The sequence below is a fragment of the Tardiphaga sp. 813_E8_N1_3 genome, from assembly GCF_051811025.1.
Classification (GTDB): Bacteria; Pseudomonadota; Alphaproteobacteria; order Rhizobiales; family Xanthobacteraceae; genus Tardiphaga.
The window spans coordinates 1,461,764-1,480,089 of the sequence record NZ_JBPWQE010000001.1; the positions used below are offsets into that span (position 1 = coordinate 1,461,764).

Annotated in this window: 15 protein-coding genes; 9 read left to right on the forward strand and 6 right to left on the reverse strand. The window is 61.6% G+C overall.

Annotation, left to right across the window (positions count from 1 at the left end):
- Positions 1 to 120 precede the first annotated feature (120 nt).
- The 6 genes from AB8A33_RS06815 to AB8A33_RS06840 all read right to left on the reverse strand — a co-directional run bounded on the left by AB8A33_RS06815 (position 121) and on the right by AB8A33_RS06840 (position 9,120).
- On the reverse strand, positions 121 to 906 hold the full coding sequence (locus tag AB8A33_RS06815; RefSeq protein ID WP_439092076.1) for an IclR family transcriptional regulator: 786 nt from the start codon (positions 904 to 906) through the stop codon (positions 121 to 123).
- Positions 907 to 933: 27 nt separating this feature from the next.
- A complete protein-coding gene (locus AB8A33_RS06820; RefSeq protein ID WP_439092077.1) occupies positions 934 to 1,704 on the reverse strand; it encodes an SDR family NAD(P)-dependent oxidoreductase in 771 nt (256 codons plus the stop codon).
- On the reverse strand, positions 1,701 to 3,428 hold the full coding sequence (locus tag AB8A33_RS06825) for an FAD-dependent oxidoreductase (RefSeq protein ID WP_439092078.1): 1,728 nt from the start codon (positions 3,426 to 3,428) through the stop codon (positions 1,701 to 1,703). The genes AB8A33_RS06820 and AB8A33_RS06825 overlap by 4 nt, the downstream gene beginning before the upstream one ends.
- A 6-nt stretch (positions 3,429 to 3,434) precedes the next feature.
- Complete coding sequence (locus AB8A33_RS06830; RefSeq protein WP_439092079.1) at positions 3,435 to 4,640, reverse strand: ABC transporter substrate-binding protein; 1,206 nt, start codon at positions 4,638 to 4,640, stop codon at positions 3,435 to 3,437.
- Positions 4,641 to 4,832: 192 nt separating this feature from the next.
- Positions 4,833 to 5,756, reverse strand: coding sequence for a response regulator (locus AB8A33_RS06835; RefSeq protein WP_439092080.1), 924 nt, complete (start codon positions 5,754 to 5,756; stop codon positions 4,833 to 4,835).
- Complete coding sequence (locus tag AB8A33_RS06840; protein ID WP_439092081.1) at positions 5,746 to 9,120, reverse strand: hybrid sensor histidine kinase/response regulator; 3,375 nt, start codon at positions 9,118 to 9,120, stop codon at positions 5,746 to 5,748. The genes AB8A33_RS06835 and AB8A33_RS06840 overlap by 11 nt, the downstream gene beginning before the upstream one ends.
- A gap of 173 nt (positions 9,121 to 9,293) precedes the next feature.
- On the opposite strand from AB8A33_RS06840, the gene urtA reads away from it, so the two are divergent.
- The 9 genes from urtA to AB8A33_RS06885 all read left to right on the forward strand — a co-directional run bounded on the left by urtA (position 9,294) and on the right by AB8A33_RS06885 (position 18,108).
- Positions 9,294 to 10,553, forward strand: coding sequence for an urea ABC transporter substrate-binding protein (gene urtA, locus AB8A33_RS06845; protein ID WP_089265234.1), 1,260 nt, complete (start codon positions 9,294 to 9,296; stop codon positions 10,551 to 10,553).
- Positions 10,554 to 10,687: 134 nt separating this feature from the next.
- Positions 10,688 to 11,614 (forward strand): urea ABC transporter permease subunit UrtB, encoded by a 927-nt coding sequence (gene urtB, locus AB8A33_RS06850; protein ID WP_089265233.1) that lies wholly within the window; start codon positions 10,688 to 10,690, stop codon positions 11,612 to 11,614.
- Between the two features lie 34 nt (positions 11,615 to 11,648).
- On the forward strand, positions 11,649 to 12,794 hold the full coding sequence (urtC, locus tag AB8A33_RS06855) for an urea ABC transporter permease subunit UrtC (RefSeq protein ID WP_439092082.1): 1,146 nt from the start codon (positions 11,649 to 11,651) through the stop codon (positions 12,792 to 12,794).
- A gap of 9 nt (positions 12,795 to 12,803) precedes the next feature.
- The gene (urtD, locus tag AB8A33_RS06860) at positions 12,804 to 13,559 is read left to right on the forward strand and encodes an urea ABC transporter ATP-binding protein UrtD (RefSeq protein ID WP_068735525.1); all 756 of its coding nucleotides are present in this window, start codon (positions 12,804 to 12,806) and stop codon (positions 13,557 to 13,559) included.
- 10 nt (positions 13,560 to 13,569) lie between these two features.
- On the forward strand, positions 13,570 to 14,259 hold the full coding sequence (gene urtE / locus AB8A33_RS06865; protein WP_068735526.1) for an urea ABC transporter ATP-binding subunit UrtE: 690 nt from the start codon (positions 13,570 to 13,572) through the stop codon (positions 14,257 to 14,259).
- Positions 14,260 to 14,308: 49 nt separating this feature from the next.
- Entirely contained in the window at positions 14,309 to 15,538 is a 1,230-nt protein-coding gene (gene fmdA, locus AB8A33_RS06870; RefSeq protein ID WP_093756657.1) for a formamidase, read from the forward strand.
- A 178-nt stretch (positions 15,539 to 15,716) separates the two neighbouring features.
- Positions 15,717 to 16,058 carry an FmdB family zinc ribbon protein gene (locus tag AB8A33_RS06875; RefSeq protein ID WP_439092083.1) on the forward strand — a complete coding sequence of 114 codons (342 nt, stop codon included), beginning with the start codon at positions 15,717 to 15,719 and terminating at the stop codon, positions 16,056 to 16,058.
- A 68-nt stretch (positions 16,059 to 16,126) separates the two neighbouring features.
- The gene (locus AB8A33_RS06880; RefSeq protein WP_439092084.1) at positions 16,127 to 16,966 is read left to right on the forward strand and encodes an aldo/keto reductase; all 840 of its coding nucleotides are present in this window, start codon (positions 16,127 to 16,129) and stop codon (positions 16,964 to 16,966) included.
- Positions 16,967 to 17,154: 188 nt separating this feature from the next.
- A complete protein-coding gene (locus tag AB8A33_RS06885) occupies positions 17,155 to 18,108 on the forward strand; it encodes a DMT family transporter (protein WP_439077864.1) in 954 nt (317 codons plus the stop codon).
- The last annotated feature ends 218 nt before the right edge of the window (positions 18,109 to 18,326 follow it).

Consider the following 18,326-nt stretch of genomic DNA (forward strand, 5'->3'; position numbering starts at 1 on the left):
CCCGTGGACCGGAGATGCGCCTGAGGGATCGTAACACGATGGACTGGGGCGACAAGGCCACGCGTCGGTTGTCAGACGACTTTGCACGCTGCACGCATCTTACGCAGATTGCTGCGCTGCTCAGTCCTTGACGTCGCGGCCGAGCCGACGCGAGATCGCATTGGTGCAATCGAGCAGGGCCTTGGCGATCGGACTGTTCCAGTTGACATCGAAGGTGCCCACCGCGCCCATGGCGGTCACGGCCAGGACCACTGCGCCGCTATGGTCGAACACCGGTGCGGAGAAGGCATTGACGCCGCGCAAGGGCTCACCGACGGCGCGGGCCAGCCCGCGTGTGCGGATGTCAGCGAGGATCTTGTCGACGGCCGGGCCTTTTATCTCGCGGTTCGGATCGTAGCCGATCGAGAGCCGATCGAGATCCTCAGTGAGCGCGGCATTGATGGTCGCAGGTGGCATGAATGCCGCGAATATCCGCCCTGTCGCGGTCTCGAGCAGCGATACCGTGGAGCCCACGCGCATGGCAATGTGCACGGGGTGGCTGGGCTCCTCCATGCGCACCACGGTCGGTCCATGGGTACCCCAGATCGCCAGCGAGACGGCATGGTCGATGGTGCCGGCAAGTGCCGTGATGGCCGGCGTTGCCACACGGACGGCCGACAGGCGACGCAGCGTCACGATGCCGAGTTCGAGGGCGAGTGCACCGAATTCATAGCGGCCGGTGGATGGGTCCTGCTCGATCAGGCCGATGCGGGAGAAACTGGCAAGATAGGGGTGCGCCTTGGCTGGCGACATGCCGGCCTCGCGCGCCAGATCCCGCAGCATCATCGGTTCACCATTGCGCACCAGTGCTTGCAGCAATTCACCTCCGACCTCGATCGATTGAATGCCGCGACTCTCTTTAGCCATGCTTGCCCCAAACCAGTGCCGCGGACACTACACGGCCAGGAAGCCGCCATCCACTGGCAAGGTCACGCCCGTGACATAGGACGCCATGGGTGAGGCGAGGAATACCACAGGGCCAATCAGCTCATCGGGCTGGCCGACGCGGCCCAGCGGTGTGCGGCCGAGAAAGCCGGCCAGTCGCGCGGGATCGTTGCGCGTCGCCTCGGTCATGGCCGTCTCGATCACGCCCGGTGCGATCGCGTTGACGCGCACGCCGTTCTTGGCCACTTCGCGCGCCAGTGCCTGCGTCAGCAGTTTCACGCCGCCCTTGGAGGGCGAATAGCCGAGCGTATCGGCGACCCCGACGAAAGAGGCGATGGAGCCAAGATTGATCACGCTGCCGCGTCGCGCGCGCAAGGCTGGCAGAAACGCGTGGGTAACATTGAATACGCCATTGAGATTGACGTCGAGCACGCGCCGCCAGTTCTCAACCGCGCGCTCAGAGTCGATGCCTTCACGAATGATGATGCCGGCATTGTTGATCAGGATCGAAATGTCGCCGGCGCTTGCTTTGACAGTCTGGGCGAGCTGTCGGCAGGCGTCGACATCCGTAACATCGAGATGATGATGCCATGACTGCCGTCCAGCTGCCACGATCTCGCTGGCCGTCTGCGCAGCGCCATCGCGGTCGATGTCGGTCACGATGATATCGGCGCCATGTGCAGCCAGACCCAGCGCAATCGCACGACCGTTGCCGGCGGCAGCACCCGTTACAAGCGCCAATTGCCCCCTCAGCAGATCGGGTGCGAAGCTGGCCATCATGCTGCCTTTATCGGCGTGCCGGCGAGATGGCGGCCGGCGATATAACCGAAGGTCAGCGCGGGGCCGAGCGTAATACCGGCGCCGGGATAGTTGCCGCCCATGATGCTCGCCATGTCGTTGCCGGCCGCATAGAGGCCATTGATCACCTGACCGCCGGCATCGAGCGCGCGTGCCTGCGCATCGGTCTTGATGCCGGCATAAGTGCCGAGATCGCCGATCACCATCTTGATGGCATAGAACGGCCCTTGTTCGATGGGCGCAACGCAGGGGTTCGGCCCATGATTGGCGTCGCCCTGATAGCGGTTATAGGCGCGGGAGCCCTTGCCATAGGTGGGATCGCGGCCTTCGGCGGCGGTGTTATTGAATTGCGCGACAGTGGTAACAAAGCCGCCGGCGTCGATGCCTGCTTTGCCCGCAAGTTCTTCGAGCGTATTGCCTTTGATGAGATAGCCGGAATTCAAATATTGGCCGATGGGCATCGGAAACGGAGGCACGGCGCCGAGCCCGTATTGCCGCAGCGCGCGATGATCGCAGACGAGCCAGGCCGCGATCTCCTCGCCGGGCTTCGCCGCTTTCATCATCTGCTGGACGAAAGTATGGTAGGAATTGCCTTCATTGGCGAAGCGGGCGCCGTCGCGCATCACGGCGATCACGCCGGGTTTGGCGCGATCGATGAAATGGGGCATCACGCCCTTGCTGCCGTCCTTGCGGTGGGTGACGGAGACCGGCACCCAGGCAGCGGCATTCGGCAATGAATCCTCGACGCGGCCGCCGACGGATTCGGCGAGGCGGAGACCATCGCCGGTATTGCCGGTTGGGCCCGGCGAGGTGTGCTCTCGACCGGTTGGCGCATGCGGAAACATCGCCTTGCGCCGTTCGATGTCATGCGGGAAGCCGCCGCATGCGAGCACAACGCCGCGGCGTGCGAAGATGCGGACGCGCTTGCCGTTGCGCTCAATGATCGCGCCGCGGACCGCGCCGTTCTCGATGATCAGTTCACGAATCGGGGACGACAGCCACAGCGGAATCTTGAGGTCGAATGCCGATTTGGCGAGCCGGCCGGCGAGGGCGTTGCCGTTGGTCAGTGTCATGCCACGGCCATAGCGCAGCACGTTCATGAAGTGCTTCGACAGCCGCTTGGCGACATAGATCGCCGAGGTCAGCGACTTCGTCGCGCGCATGAAATGGATGATGTCCTTGCCGGAGCCGAGCATGATGCCGAACACCGTCAACTCCGGCAGCGGCGCGCCGATATCCTTGATGTGGTCGCCGAGTTCGCGCCCGTCGAACGGCCGCGCCACCATGGAGCGGCCTCCCTGTTTGCCGCCGGGCGCTTCGGCGTCGTAATCGGGAAAGGTGAGCGGCATGTCGAAGCGCACCGCCGTCTTGGAGGTGAAGAAATCGATCGCTTCAGGCCCTGCGGCGAGAAACGCATCGACGCGCGCGGCGTCGTAGCTGTTGCCGGCTTCGTGGCGCAGATAAGTCCGCGCCTCGTCCGGGCTTTCGTTGATGCCCCAGGCGCGCGCCAGCGATGTGCCGGGGATCCAGAGCCAGCCGCCGGAGCGCGCGGTCGTGCCACCGAACCGCGGCTCCTTTTCGACGATCAGAACATCGAGGCCGCTATGTTTCGCGGTGATGGCCGCCGACATGCCGGAACATCCGGAGCCGGCGACCAGCACGTCGCATTCGTAGAGCTCGATATTCGCCTTGGGATCAACAGCCATGAGACCTTACTTCTTCAGCAATGGGCATTTCGATTCGGAGACCGGCCGGAACGCGTCATCGCCCTTCACGGTCTTGACGATCTCGAGATAGTCCCAGGGCTCCTTGGATTCCGACGGCTTCTTGACGCGGGCCAGATACATGTCGCGAATGACGCGGCCGTCTTCGCGCAGCTTGCCGCCATGCACGAAGGTGTCCTCGATGGGCAGTTCGCGCATCTTGGCCATCACCTTGGCCGGATCGTCGGTGCCGGCAGCCTTGATGGCCTGGAGATAGTGCAGCACCGAGCCATAAACGCCGGTCTGGATCATGGTCGGCATCACCTTGGTGCGTTCGAAGAACTTCTTCGACCAGGCGCGCGTCTTGTCGTCCATGTTCCAGTAGGACGCGGTCGTGAGGTAAGTGCCTTGTGCGGCGTCGAGTCCGATCGCATGAACATCTGTGTCGAACATCAGCAGGCCGACCAGTTTCTGGCCGCCTTTGACAAGGCCGAATTCACCGGATTGCTTGATCGAATTGTCAGTGTCCTGGCCGGCATTGGCGAAGGCGACGACTTCAGCCTTCGAGTTCTGTGCCTGCAATGCGAAGGACGAGAAATCGGCGGTGTTGGTCGGGTGGCGAACACCGCCCAGCACGGTGCCGCCGCTCGCCTTGATGAAGCGCGTCGCGTCCTGTTCAAGCTGATTGCCGAAGGCGTAGTCGGCCGTGATGAAGAACCATGACTTTCCACCGCCGGCGACCACCGCAGAGGCCGTCACCTTCGCAAGCGCGTAGGTGTCGTAGGTGAAGTGGACCGTGTTGGGGCTGCACAGCTCATCCGTGAGCGTGCTTGCGCCGGGGCCGGACAGCAGTGCGATCTTGTTGCGGTCCTTCGCCAGATTATGAACCGCGATGGCGATGGCGGAGTTCGGGATATCGACAACGGCGTCGACCTTGCCGGCGTCGAACCAGTTGCGCGCGATCTGGATGCCGACGTCAGACTTCATCTGATGATCGGCGCTGATGATCTCGATCGGCTTGCCGAGCACCGTCGGGCCGAATTCCTCGAGCGCCATCTTCGCGGCTTCAACCGATCCGGGGCCGCTGTTGTCGCGCCCCCAGCTTGAGAGATCAGTGAGAACGCCAATCCGAACGACATCGTCGGAGACCTGAGCGGAGGCGGTGGATGTCCAAAGCGTGAGCGCGGCTGCGCACACCAGGAACTGGCGTGTCATGTGTTTCTCTCCCCAATGCGGCCTCGTGTCGGGCCATTCATTCTCTGTTTTCGACAAATTAGATATTGGCGAAGAAGTTTGTCAATAGCGAATTCGTGCGTGGAAAGGTGCGAGCACGCGCCGCGATGCCGCGCGTGCGGTGCACTAAAGGAATGGAAGAGGGAGCCGAACTATCCGAATGATGAGTTGGAGCTATTGCCTTCTGTGGCTCGCATTCACCGCAATTGCCGCAGCCGCAGTACGGTTCTCGACGCCAAGTTTGGCGTAGATCTGCTCGAGGTGCTTGTCGACGGTGCGCGGTGAGAGGCCAAGAATCTGCGCGATATCGCGGTTGCTCTTGCCTTTGCTCAGCCAGGACAGCACTTCGCCCTCGCGGCCCGTGAGGCCAAGCTCCTTGCTGAATTCGGCGGGAGCGGTTGGTGCGTTTTCCTTGGCGAGCCGGAGCAGGAATTCGTCGGAGCCGACTTTCCCCATATATTGCAGACGCAGCAGCTCGTTGCTCGGAAAGCCCGATGACGGTGTTGGTTTTGCGCCCGGTCGCTGCATCTGCTCGAGCCACTGCATCATGACTGGTGGCAGCAGCAATTCATCATTGGGGGCGGCGATCAGGTGATCGCTGAGCAATTTCTGCGCCTGCGGCGTGGCCCACAGGATATTGCCCTTGTTGCTCACGGCAAGGAGGAAGCGCCCGGAGACATCCAGCGCCGTGCGTGCGCTTTGCGTGAGCCGCGCATTGGCGAGGTGCACGCGGATGCGCGCCAGCATTTCCTCGATGATGATCGGCTTGGTGACGTAATCCACGCCGCCCGCCTCAAGGCCGCGCACGATGTGTTCGGTCTCGGAGAGCCCGGTCATGAAGATCACCGGCACGTCACCGAGACCGGCATCACGCTTCAGCCGGCGACAGGTTTCGAAACCATCAATCCCCGGCATGACGGCATCGAGCAGGATGATGTCGGGCGTGATCTGCTCGACGATGCGCATGGCTGCGGCGCCGTCCATGGCTACCATCACGGTCATGCCGGCGCCGTCGAGTGCGTCGGTCAGCAGCCGCAATGTTTCCGGCGAGTCATCGACCACCAGTGCGACGTCGCGTTTTTTGGATTCAGTGGTCATAGGTGTACAGCGTCTTCAAGGTGGCCATGTATTGATCGAGGTCGAAGCGATCGATCAGCGAGCGCATCTGGGCGACGAAGTCGGCATGCTCCGGGTGTTCATTGCCGATCTCGTCGAGCTTCAACTGGATGGCACGAATGTGCCCCATCTGCCCGAGGCTGATGAGTTCCTCTACATGATGCACGGGCGGCCGCGCGCCGCTATTCGGTGTCCATTGCGGCAGCGGTGCCACTTCGTCGCGTTCGTATTGCCATTCGATCTTCAGGAGTTGTCCGATCTGTTCCAGCAGCCGCGGCAATTCGATCGGCTTCATCAGGTAGCCGTCATGGAATGGCTGGGCGAGCGGCGTGCCATGGGCTTCCAGCGCGCTAGCCGAGACCATCAGGATACGTGCCTGATGGTGGCCCGACGACCGTAGCTTCTCGGCGACGGTCCAACCGTCCATGCCGGCCATGGAAATATCCAGCAGGAACAGATCGGGGCGGCAATGCTGGGCGAGGCTGAGGCAGGCCTGACCATCGGGTGCGCTCAGGAGAATGAAGCCGAGCGGCGTCAGCACCTGTCGCAAAAGGTCGCGCTGGGTCGGATCATCGTCGGTGACGAGAATGGTCTTGCGCGCGCCGTGATAGCCATAGATCGGTGCATCTACCGGCGCGATACGCGTTGGGTTGGTCACTTCGGACAGCAGCATCTTGACCTTGAACGTGCTGCCGGTACCGACCTCACTAGAGACACGGATGTCGCCGCCCATCACGCCGGCGAGTAGTTTGGAAATCGTCAGGCCGAGGCCCGTACCCGTATGCGGTTGCGCAGCACCGAGCGCGCCGCGTTCGAATGGTGCGAAGATACGTTCCAGATCGTCGGGGCGAATGCCCGGGCCGGTGTCGATGATCTCGAATTCGGCGACCGGACTGCGGTAATGAATCACGAACTGCACACTGCCGGTCTGGGTGAACTTGATGGCGTTGGAGAGCAGGTTGATCAGGATCTGCCGCAGTCGCTTCTCGTCGGCGTAGACCACGGTCGGAAGGATGTTCGGCCGCCGGAAGACGAAGTCGATGCCCTTGGCCGCCGCCTGCAGGCGAAACATGCCGACCAGCTGATCGAGGAAATCGGTGAGGCGGACCTCGTCGCGTGACAGATAGAGACGTCCGGCCTCGATCTTGGAAATATCCAGAATGCCGTCGATCAGCCCGGAGAGATGATCGGCGCTGCGTTTGACGACGCGGACCTGGTCGCGCGGGCGCGTCTGCAGGCTGTCGTCCTGCTCGAGGAGCTGCGCATAGCCGCTGATCGCATTGAGCGGCGAGCGCAGCTCATGGCTCAGGCCGACTACATAACGGCTCTTGGCGAGGTTGGCGGATTCTGCGACCTCCTTGGCGCGCTGCAATTCCGCGTCGGTGCGCTTGTGGGCGTCAATTTCCTGCATCAGCAGCGTGGTTTGCCGCTTGGTTTCGGCCTCTGCTGCCCGGCGGCTTTGCTTGGCCAGCACGAACAGCCAGGCCACCACGCCGATGATGATCGCCAGCGCGAAGAACACTTTCCACAGCACTTCCGAGACCTGAGCGCTTTCTCCCGGCGCGGCGGCGGATGTTTGCAAATAGATTAGCGCCAGTGTCAGGCCGACGAGACCGGCAGCCATCACGAACACGCCGAGATAGTGACCAAGCTGCGAGTTGAGCCGCGCCAGAACCGGTTCTGGCAGTAATTTGCCGAAGGTCGCCGACATCTGCGCGTCGATCCGCGCATGCGGTTTGCACAGATCGTGGCAACGCGCATCGAGCGAACAACACAGCGAACAGATCGGGCCGGCATAGGCCGGGCAGTGGGCCATGTCCTCGGGTTCGAACGAGTGCTCGCAAATACAGCACTGGATCACCGGAAGATTCTGCCAGGCGCGCTTCGGCTTGCGCGCGATGTAATATTTGCCCTTGGTGGCGAAAGCGATGATCGGCGCTGTGACCAGAGCTGTCAGCAGCGCCACGAAAGGCGATAGCGCCTTGGCCGTGGGCCCGAACAGCCCATAGAAGGCGCTGACCGACATCACGGTTGCTGCCAGCATCGCGCCGACGCCGACCGGGTTAATGTCGTAGAGATGCGCGCGCTTGAACTCCATCTGTTGCGGGCGCAGCCCGAGCGGCTTGTTGATCACGAGATCGGCGACCAGCGCGCCGACCCAGGCAATCGCAACGTTGGAGTACAGCGCCAGCGTCTGCTCCAGCGCCTTGTAGACGCCGATCTCCATCAGCAGCAGTGCGACGAGCACGTTGAACACCAGCCAGACGACGCGGCCGGGATGGCTGTGGGTGAGGCGGGAGAAGAAGTTCGACCAGGCGATCGAACCGGCATAGGCGTTGGTGACGTTGATCTTGAGCTGCGACAGGATCACGAAGGTGCCGGTCAGTGCCAGCGCCAGATCAGGCTGTGACAGCACATAGCGAAACGCTTCGAGATACATATGCGCGGGCTCGGCAGCGTGTTCGGCCGAGACGCCGTGGGTCAGTGCGAAATAGGCGAGGAACGAGCCGGCCAGCAGCTTGATAGCGCCGACGATGATCCAGCCCGGGCCGGCACAGAGCAGCGCCACCCACCAGCTCACACGCGAGCTGCGGCGGTCGCGCGGCAGAAAGCGCAGGAAGTCGACCTGTTCGCCGATCTGCGCGACCAGCGAGAATACAACCGATGCAGCGGTGCCAAACAGCAGGAGATCGAGATGGCCCGCGGGGCTGCCATGGTCGCCCGGAAATTTGGTCCAGGCCACAAAGGAATCGCGGCTGGAATAGGCGATCGCTGCGAAAGGTAGCAGGTTGAGTATCAGCCAGATCGGCTGGGTCCAGAGCTGGAAGCGGCTGATCAGGGTGATGCCGTGGGTCACCAGCGGGATGATGACCACGGCCGATATCAGGTAGCCGATGGGCCGCGGAATATCGAAACACATCTCCAGCGCCGAGGCGAGAATGACTGCCTCGATGGCGAAAAAGATGAAAGTGAAGGACGCGTAGATCAGCGACGTGACAGTCGAGCCGATATAGCCGAAGCCGGCGCCGCGCGTGAGGAGGTCGATATCGATGCCGCATTTTGCGGCATGGTACGCGATCGGCAATCCGCAGCAGAAGATGATCACGCTGACCACCAGGATCGCCGCCGTGGCATTGGTCATGCCGTAATTGATGGTGATGGTGCCGCCGATGGCCTCGAGGGCCAGAAACGAAATGGCGCCGAGGGCCGTATTGGCGACCCGCGCGGCGGACCAGCGCCTGGCGCTCTTCGCCGTAAAGCGGAGTGCGTAATCCTCCAGGGTCTGGTTGGCGACCCATTGATTGTACTGGCGTCTCACGCGGTCGATACGCTGCCGCCCTGCCACTACTTCGCTCCTGACCCTGTCAAACCAAATTGCGAACTACGCATGTTTGCGTGATGCAAAAACCTACGTCGGCATTTTGCGGTGCAGTATACGCGATCTCGCGTATCCGTGCACCGCACAAGTTCAGCAATGCTTGCCTCACCAATAGGCGTACTCGAACCAGTGGGGTTGAAATGTCAGACGAGAAGAAACCGGGCTTACACTCGCCATTGCGGCGTAAACTGCTGATGGGCATGGCGGCTTTGCCGGCAATGTCGCTGCTTCCGCGCACATCTTTTGCGCAGGCGCCGGCCACCTCGGCCATCAATACCACCGGCCTTGCGGTTACCGATACGGAAGTCACCGTCGGCATTCTGCATTCCGTCACCGGTACGATGGCGATCTCGGAAACCGGCTCGGTTCAGGCTGAAAAGCTCGCCATCGACCAGATCAACGCCATGGGCGGCGTGCTCGGCCGCAAGATCAAGTTCATCCAGGAAGACGGCGCCTCGGACTGGCCGACCTTCGCCGAAAAGGCCAAGAAGCTGCTGGTCAATGACAAGGTCGCCGCCATCATGGGCTGCTGGACCTCGGCCTCCCGCAAGGCGGTGCTGCCGGTCATGGAACAATATAACGGCATGCTCTACTATCCGACCTTCTATGAAGGTCTCGAGCAGTCGAAGAACGTGATCTATACCGGTCAGGAAGCGACCCAGCAGATCCTCGCCGGCCTCGACTGGGTCTCCAAGACCAAGAACGGCAAGAGCTTCTATCTGATCGGCTCGGACTATATCTGGCCGCGCACGTCGATGAAGATCGCCCGTAAGCACATCGAGGGCAAGCTCGGCGGCAAGGTCTCGGGCGAAGAATACTTCCCGCTCGGTCACACCCAGTTCAACTCGGTGATCAACAAGATCAAGCTGACCAAGCCGGACGTGATCTATGCCGCGGTCGTCGGCGGCTCCAACGTCGCCTTCTACAAGCAGCTCAAGGCTGCCGGCATCGATCTGTCGAAGCAGACCATGCTGACCATCTCGGTCACCGAGGACGAGATCGATGGCATCGGTGGTGAAAACATTGCGGGCGCCTATGCCTGTATGAAGTACTTCCAGTCGCTCGATAATCCGAACAACAAGGAATTCGTCGCCGCCTTCAAGAAGATGTGGGGCGAGAAGACCGTGATCGGCGACGTGACGCAGGCCGCCTATCTCGGCCCGTGGCTGTGGAAAATGACGGTCGAAAAGGCCGGCTCCTTCGATATCGACAAGATCGCCCCCGCGTCTGCCGGCATCGAATTCACCAAGGCGCCGGAAGGCTACGTCAAGGTCCATCCGAACCACCATTTGTGGTCGAAGGCCCGCGTGGGCCAGGCGCAGCTCGATGGCCAGTTCAAGGTCGTCTACGAGACGCCCGAACTGATCGAGCCGGATCCGTTCCCGAAGGGCTACCAGTAAGCCTTCCTCCCCGAGCGCGGCGTGATCGCCGCGCTCCACCTCTCCCTGGCGCGGACGACCTATCCGCGCACGACGACCCCGCGTCGCGTTTCAACGCGCGGCGCGGGACCCTTTCCCTGACGGAGGACGGATCGATGTTCGGCGACTATTCGATTGGCGACCTTGGCGCCATCTTCGCAATGCAGGGCTTTGCCGGCCTGATCCTGTTTTCGGTCTATGTGCTGATGGCCCTCGGCCTCGCAATCATCTTCGGCCAGATGGGGGTCATCAACATGGCCCATGGCGAATTCATGATCCTTGGCGCTTACGTCACTTGGCTGACGTCGAGCTTCTTCCAGTCGCATCTGCCGTCGCTGTTTTCCGGCTACTTCTTCGTCGCCATGATCCTCGCCTTCATCGCCTCCGGTGCGCTGGGGATGTTGGTCGAATGGGGGCTTATACGGCATCTCTACAAGCGTCCGCTCGACACGCTGCTGGCGACCTGGGGCCTCAGCCTGATCCTGCAGCAGGCCTATCGCTCGGTGTTCGGTGCGCGCGAAGTCGGTGTCGAACTGCCGCAATGGATGATGGGCTCCAAGCAGGTCACCGATACGATCGAAGTGCCGATCAACGGCATCTTCGTGATGGTGCTGACGCTGGGGATCACCATGGTGGTGGCCTACATCATGTACAAGTCGCGTTGGGGCCGTCAGGTTCGCGCCGTGGTGCAGAACCGCGTGATGGCTGGCGCCGTCGGTATCAATACGGAGAAGGTCGATCGCTACACGTTCGGGCTCGGTTGCGGCATCGCCGGGATCGCGGGATCCGCCTTCACGATGATCGGTTCGACCGGCCCGACCTCCGGCCAGCTCTACATCGTCGACACGTTCCTCGTCGTGGTGTTCGGCGGCGCGGCCAGCCTGTTCGGGACCATTGCCTCGGCCTTCACCATCTCCCAGGCGCAGTCGACCATGGAGTTCTTCATGTCCGGCTCGATGGCCAAGGTGCTGACGCTGCTCACCATCGTCGCGATCCTGATGATCCGGCCGCAGGGCCTGTTCGCCCTCAAGGTCCGCAAGTAAGCGCGAAATACAGAAAGAGCAGGGCATACGCATCATGATCAATTCTCGCTTCTTCAACCGCTCGGAGCTGATCGGCTTCCTGTCGCTGCTGTTGTTGCTCGCGGTGATCCTGCCGCTGTTTCTCGATGTGTTTCGTCTCAACCTCGTCGCCAAATATCTGACCTATGCCTTCGTCGCCCTGGGCCTTGTGATGTGCTGGGGTTATGGCGGCATCCTCAGCCTCGGGCAGGGTGTGTTCTTCGGCCTTGGCGGCTACTGCATGGCGATGTTCCTCAAGCTGGAAGCGTCCAGCGTCGCCAACACCAAGATCCAGTCGACCCCGGGCATTCCGGACTTCATGGACTGGAATCAGATCACGGCGCTGCCGATGTTCTGGAAGCCGTTCCACTCGCTGACGCTGACCATCATCGCCATCCTGGTGGTGCCGACGCTGCTGGCCTTCGTCATCGGCGCCGCGATGTTCAAGCGCCGCGTGGGCGGCGTCTATTTCGCCATCATCACCCAGGCGATTGCGGCGATCGCGACCATCCTGATCATCGGTCAGCAGGGTTACACCGGCGGCATTAACGGCATGACCGACCTGCGCACGCTGAACGGCTGGGACATCCGCACCGACCACGCCAAGGTCATTCTCTACTTCTTCGAAGTCTTCGTGCTGTTCGCCTGCATCATCACCGCACAGTTCGTCCGGCTGACCAAGCTCGGGCGCATCCTGGTGGCGATGCGCGAGCAGGAAGATCGCGTCCGCTTCTCCGGTTACAGCGTCGCCAATTTCAAGATCTTCGCCTTCTGTGCCGCGGCGATGTTTGCGGCGATCGGCGGCGCCATGTTCACGCTGCAGATCGGCTTCATGTCGCCGTCCTTTGTTGGCATCGTGCCGTCCATCGAAATGGTGATCTACACGGCCGTGGGTGGCCGGATGTCCATCTTCGGCGCCGTCTACGGCACGCTGCTGGTGAATTACGCCAAGACCATGCTGTCGGAATCTTTCCCGGAACTCTGGCTGTTCGGCCTCGGCGGTTTGTTCATCGCGGTGGTGCTGTTCTTCCCAAACGGCCTGTCCGGCATCTGGCGCGATCACGTGCAGCGCCATGTCGATCGTCTGATCGCACTGCGCACCTCGAAGACGCGCAAAGCCTGGGCCATCAAATCCGCCGCCGACGGCGCGCCGGCCGAGTAGGGGGACATCATGCTTATCGGACATCAGCCCAAGGAATTTCTGCTCGCGGTCGAAGGGCTCACCGTTTCTTTCGACGGCTTCAAGGCGGTCAATGATCTCTCCTTCTATGTGGAAGAGAACGAGATCCGCGTTATCATCGGCCCCAACGGCGCGGGCAAGACCACGGTGCTCGATCTGATCTGCGGCAAGACCAAAGCTACCTCGGGCTCGGTCCAGTTTCGTGGCACGGAACTGACCAAGCTCAAGGAAAACCAGATCGTGCAGGCCGGCGTCGGCCGCAAGTTCCAGACGCCGTCTGTCTATGACGATCTGACGGTGTTCGAGAATCTGGAGATCTCCTATCCGCGGGGGCGCTCGGTGTTCGGCTCACTGATGTTCAAGCGCGATGCCGCGGTGCGCGAGCGCGTCGAGGAAGTCGCCGAGATGATCTTCCTGAAGGATCGTCTCAACATGTATGCCGATGTGCTCTCGCACGGCCAGAAGCAGTGGCTCGAGATCGGCATGCTGCTGATCCAGGATCCAGACCTGCTGATGCTCGACGAGCCGGTCGCCGGCATGAGCGTGAGCGAGCGCGTCAAGACGGCGGAGCTGCTGAATACGATCATCAAGAACCGCTCGGTGCTGGTGATCGAGCACGACATGAAATTCGTCGAGGACATCGCCCACAAGGTGACCGTGTTGCATCAGGGACAGATCCTGTCCGAAGGCACCATGGAGAAGGTTCAGAACGATCCCAAGGTCATCGAAGTCTATCTGGGTCATTGAGGAGATCATCATGCTCGCGATCAACGATCTCCACGTCGCTTACGGCCAGAGCGAAGTCCTGCATGGCCTGAATGTCTCGGTGCAGCCGAACGAAATCGTGGCCATCATGGGCCGCAACGGCATGGGCAAGACCACGCTGATGAAATCGCTGATGGGCATCGTGCCGACCAAGTCAGGCTCGGTGACCATGGAAGGTAAAGAGCTCGGTGCGCTGAAGAGCTATGAGCGCGTCGCGCGCGGCCTCGCTTACGTGCCGCAGGGCCGCATGATTTTCTCGCATATGACGGTGAAGGAGAATATCGAGACCGGCCTTGTCGCCTCCGGCGAGAAGGAAGTGCCCGGCGATCTCTATGAGCTGTTCCCGGTGCTGCTCGAAATGAAAGGCCGCCGCGGCGGCAATCTCTCCGGCGGCCAACAGCAGCAGCTTGCCATCGCGCGCGCGCTCGCCACCAAGCCGAAGGTGCTGTTGCTCGATGAGCCGACCGAGGGCATCCAGCCGTCGATCATCAAGGACATGGCCCGGACGCTGAAGCACATCCGCGACACCAAGGGTCTGTCGATCATCGTCTCCGAACAGGTACTGAGCTTCGCGCTCGACGTCGCTGACCGTGTGCTGGTGATCGAGAACGGCGAGATCGTTCGCGACGAAGCACGCGAGGGTATCGATGCCGCGCAGATCGCCAAATACCTGTCCGTCTAATTCACCACGCGTCCAACCACCAAGACCAGTAACCGAAGGGGAGCATTGAATGCCAGATACACTGATCAAGGTCGACCTTACGCAATCGGCCTACGACAACGACATGATTCACAACCGCTGGCATTCGGACATTCCCATGGTCGCATGGGTCAATCCCGGCGATGACTTCATCGTCGAGACCTATGACTGGACCGGCGGCTTCATCAAGAACAACGATAGCGCCGATGACGTGCGCGATATCGATCTGTCGATCGTGCACTTCCTGTCCGGCCCGATCGGCGTCAAGGGCGCGGAGCCCGGCGATCTGCTCGTGGTCGACCTGCTCGATGTCGGCCCCATGAAGGACAGTCTCTGGGGCTTCAACGGCTTCTTCTCCAAGCAGAATGGCGGGGGTTTCCTGACGGATCATTTTCCGGAAGCGCAGAAGTCGATCTGGGACTTCAAGGGCATGTATACCTCGTCGCGTCACATCCCGGGCGTGAATTTCGCCGGCCTGATCCATCCCGGCCTGATCGGCTGTCTGCCCGACCCGAAACTGCTCGCCACCTGGAACGAGCGCGAGACCGCGCTGATCGCGACGAATCCGACCCGCGTGCCCGGCCTTGCCAATCCGCCATTCGGCCCGACTGCCCATATGGGTCGGCTGAAGGGTGAGGCGAAGGAGAAGGCTGCGGCCGAAGGCGCGCGCACCGTGCCGCCGCGCGAGCATGGCGGCAATTGCGACATCAAGGATCTGTCGCGCGGCTCGAAGGTCTATTTCCCGGTCTATGTCCCTGGCGGCGGTCTCTCCATGGGCGATCTGCACTTCTCGCAGGGGGACGGCGAAATCACCTTCTGCGGCGCTATCGAGATGGCCGGCTGGCTGCACATCAAGGTCGATGTCATCAAGGACGGCGTGTCGAAATACGGTATCAAGAACCCCGTGTTCAAGCCGTCGCCGATGACGCCGAACTATAATGACTTCCTGATCTTCGAAGGCATCTCCGTCGACGAGCAGGGCAAGCAGCATTATCTCGACGTGCATATCGCCTATCGTCAGGCCTGTTTGAATGCGATCGAATATCTGAAGAAGTTCGGCTATTCCGGCGCGCAGGCCTATTCGATCCTCGGCACGGCGCCGGTGCAGGGCCATATCTCCGGCGTCGTCGACGTGCCCAATGCCTGCGCCACGCTGTGGCTGCCGACGCAGATCTTCGACTTCGATATCAACCCGTCGTCGGCGGGCCCGATCAAGCACATCAAGGGCGACATCCAGATGCCGCTCTCGCCGGACAAGTAACGCGGTCAACTCGGCTGCGGGGTTGGCGTCACGACCCCGCAGCATCTTTTTCTTTCGTCATTGCGAGCGAAGCGAAGCAATCCAGTTCTTCCTTCGTTTGCCGCCTTTAGGATTGCCGCGTCGCTTCGCTCCTCGCAATGACGTGGAGAGGTGGGCGGTCTAACGATGGACGTCAGCCATGCCGGTCTATGAATATCTCTGCGACGATTGCGGTCCCTTCACCGACATGCGGCCGATGGCCGAATGCGATGACCCGCAGGACTGTCCGCATTGCGCGACACAGGCACCGCGTGTGATCCTGACTGCGCCGGCGTTCTTCTGCATGCCCTCCGACAAGCGCAAGGCCCACGCCACCAACGAGCGCAGCCGCAACGCGCCGAAGACATCGGCGGAGTACAAGGCCGCGCATGGGGCCGGCTGTGGCTGCTGCTCCGGCAAGAAGCCGTCGCGGTTGGTGAAGCAGACCCGCTCGGGCGCCAAGAGCTTCCCGACGGCGCGGCCGTGGATGATCAGCCACTGACTCCTCTGAATTGATGCGCTAAAGTCCACTCCCGTGTGCCTCATTGCCGCGGGAGGCGGAGGCGCACCATGCGACACAACCCATTCGGCCAAACCAAGCGCGACGTCTCAGTCATCGGGCAGGGCACCTGGTATATCGACCATAGTGACCGCGCTGCGGCGGTCAGGGCGCTGCAGGCCGGCCTCGATGCCGGCATGAACCATATCGACACGGCCGAAATGTATGGTGACGCCGAGCTCGTGATTGCAGAGGCCATCGCCGATCGTCGCGATGAGGTGTTCCTGGTCTCCAAGGTGCTGCCGAGCAACGCGTCGCGGAAGGGCACCATCGCCGCCTGCGAGCGCTCGCTGAAGCGGCTGGGGACTGATCGGCTCGATTGCTACCTGCTGCACTGGCGCGGTCAGGTTCCGCTTGCCGAGACCGTGGCTGCCTTCGGAGAGTTGAAGGCCGCCGGCAAGATTGCTTCCTGGGGTGTCAGCAATTTCGATGTCGACGATCTCAACGAGCTGTCGAAACTCGCGGGCAAGGGCGCCATCGCCTGCAATCAGGTGCTCTATCATTTACAGGAGCGCGCCATCGAACACCGTGTGATCCCGTGGTGTGAGAGCCATGGTGTCGCCGTCGTGGCCTATTCGCCGTTCGGTCATAATGATTTCCCGTCGCCGCGCTCGCCGGGTGGCAAAATCCTGCAGCAGATCGCCGATGCGCATCTGGCCACGCCGCGGCAGGTGGCGCTGGCTTTCCTGATCCGCCAGCCAACGGTCTTCGCAATTCCGAAGGCGTCTTCGGCCACCCATGCGGCGGACAACGCGGCGGCGAGCGCATTGACGCTCAGCGCGGCCGAACTGGCTGATATTGGAAAGGTATTCCCGCTCGGGCGGGAGCCTTCCAGTCTGCCGATGCTGTAGGGGATGCGGTAAAATCGATGCTGCGCTGCACGCTGGCCGCTGATGCGTCGGCCGGCATAGGTTTTTTTGCCTGCCTGCATATCCGTGTCCTGATATCGGCAGTTGTCCCGGCCTCGTGATCGTCGTTTTGTGAGCTTTATTCGATTCGGCTCGCATGCACCGACGAGCCCGCATATTGGTCCCCGCTCGTGACAAGCCATGTTCCGCCGCCGAAGACCGCTGCCCGTGTATCGGCTCATCGCCATACCGACCGGCCGCTGCACGGCATTCTGATGATCATTTGCTCAACGGCGTTTCTGGCGTCATCGGACGCGATGGCGAAATATCTGTCGCGCACGGGCATGCCATCGGTGGAGATCGCCTGGATCCGCTTTCTGGTGTTCGTCGTGATCCTGCTGCCGATCGTGTTGGCGCCGGCCTCGGGCAATCCGATGCGCTCGACGCGGCCGCTGCTGCAGGTATTTCGCGGGCTGGGCCTGTTGTGTTCGTCGATCTTCTTCATCATGGCGCTCGGTTATCTGCCGATCGCGGAGGCCACGGCAACCGGCTTCATCTCGCCGCTGTTCGTCACCGGGCTATCGGTTCTCTTCCTCGGCGAAAAGGTCGGTCTGCGCCGCTGGACCGCCACCATTGCCGGGCTTCTGGGCGTATTGATCATCGTGCGGCCGGGCACCGCGGCGTTTCAGCCCGGCACAATCTTTCCGATTATTTCGGCGCTGGGCTGGGCGACTGCGCTGGTGCTGACGCGCAAAATCAGCGGGGCCGACCGCGCCATCACCACGATGGCGTTCTCGGCGATCACTGGCTTTCTCGTGCTCAGTGTCATCGTGCCGTTCTACTGGATCGTGCCGAGCTGGACGCAAATCGCGCTCGGTGTTGGTATTGGCGTCGCCGCTACTGTCGGCCACTGGATTGTCGTATTGGCCTTCCGCTATGCGGATGCGTCGGTACTGGCGCCGTTCTCCTATGTGCAGCTGGTATGGGTGACGCTGATCGGCTTCTTCCTGTTTGGCGAAGTGCCCGATGCTGTCACTTTCGCCGGTGCTGCAATCATCATCGCTAGCGGTGTCTACACCGCACATCGCGAACGCGTGCGCCGCGCGCAGGTCACCGCGCCGGCGGAACCTTATCCGAGCGCGTAATGATGAGCTGTTGATCGAAACAGGTCGTCCCCATTGCTCGATTTCCCCTGAGCCATGGCGCTTGCGGTGGGTACATCCGAATGTGTTGCATATCTTTCCGCAAACATGGACGATGATACCCCGGCATATTTCGGGCTTTATCGCGGCTTAAGAATAACAGATCTTCCGTGCAAATTTTTTCGTGAGTTTTAAACATTCCGAACGTTGCACGCGCTATG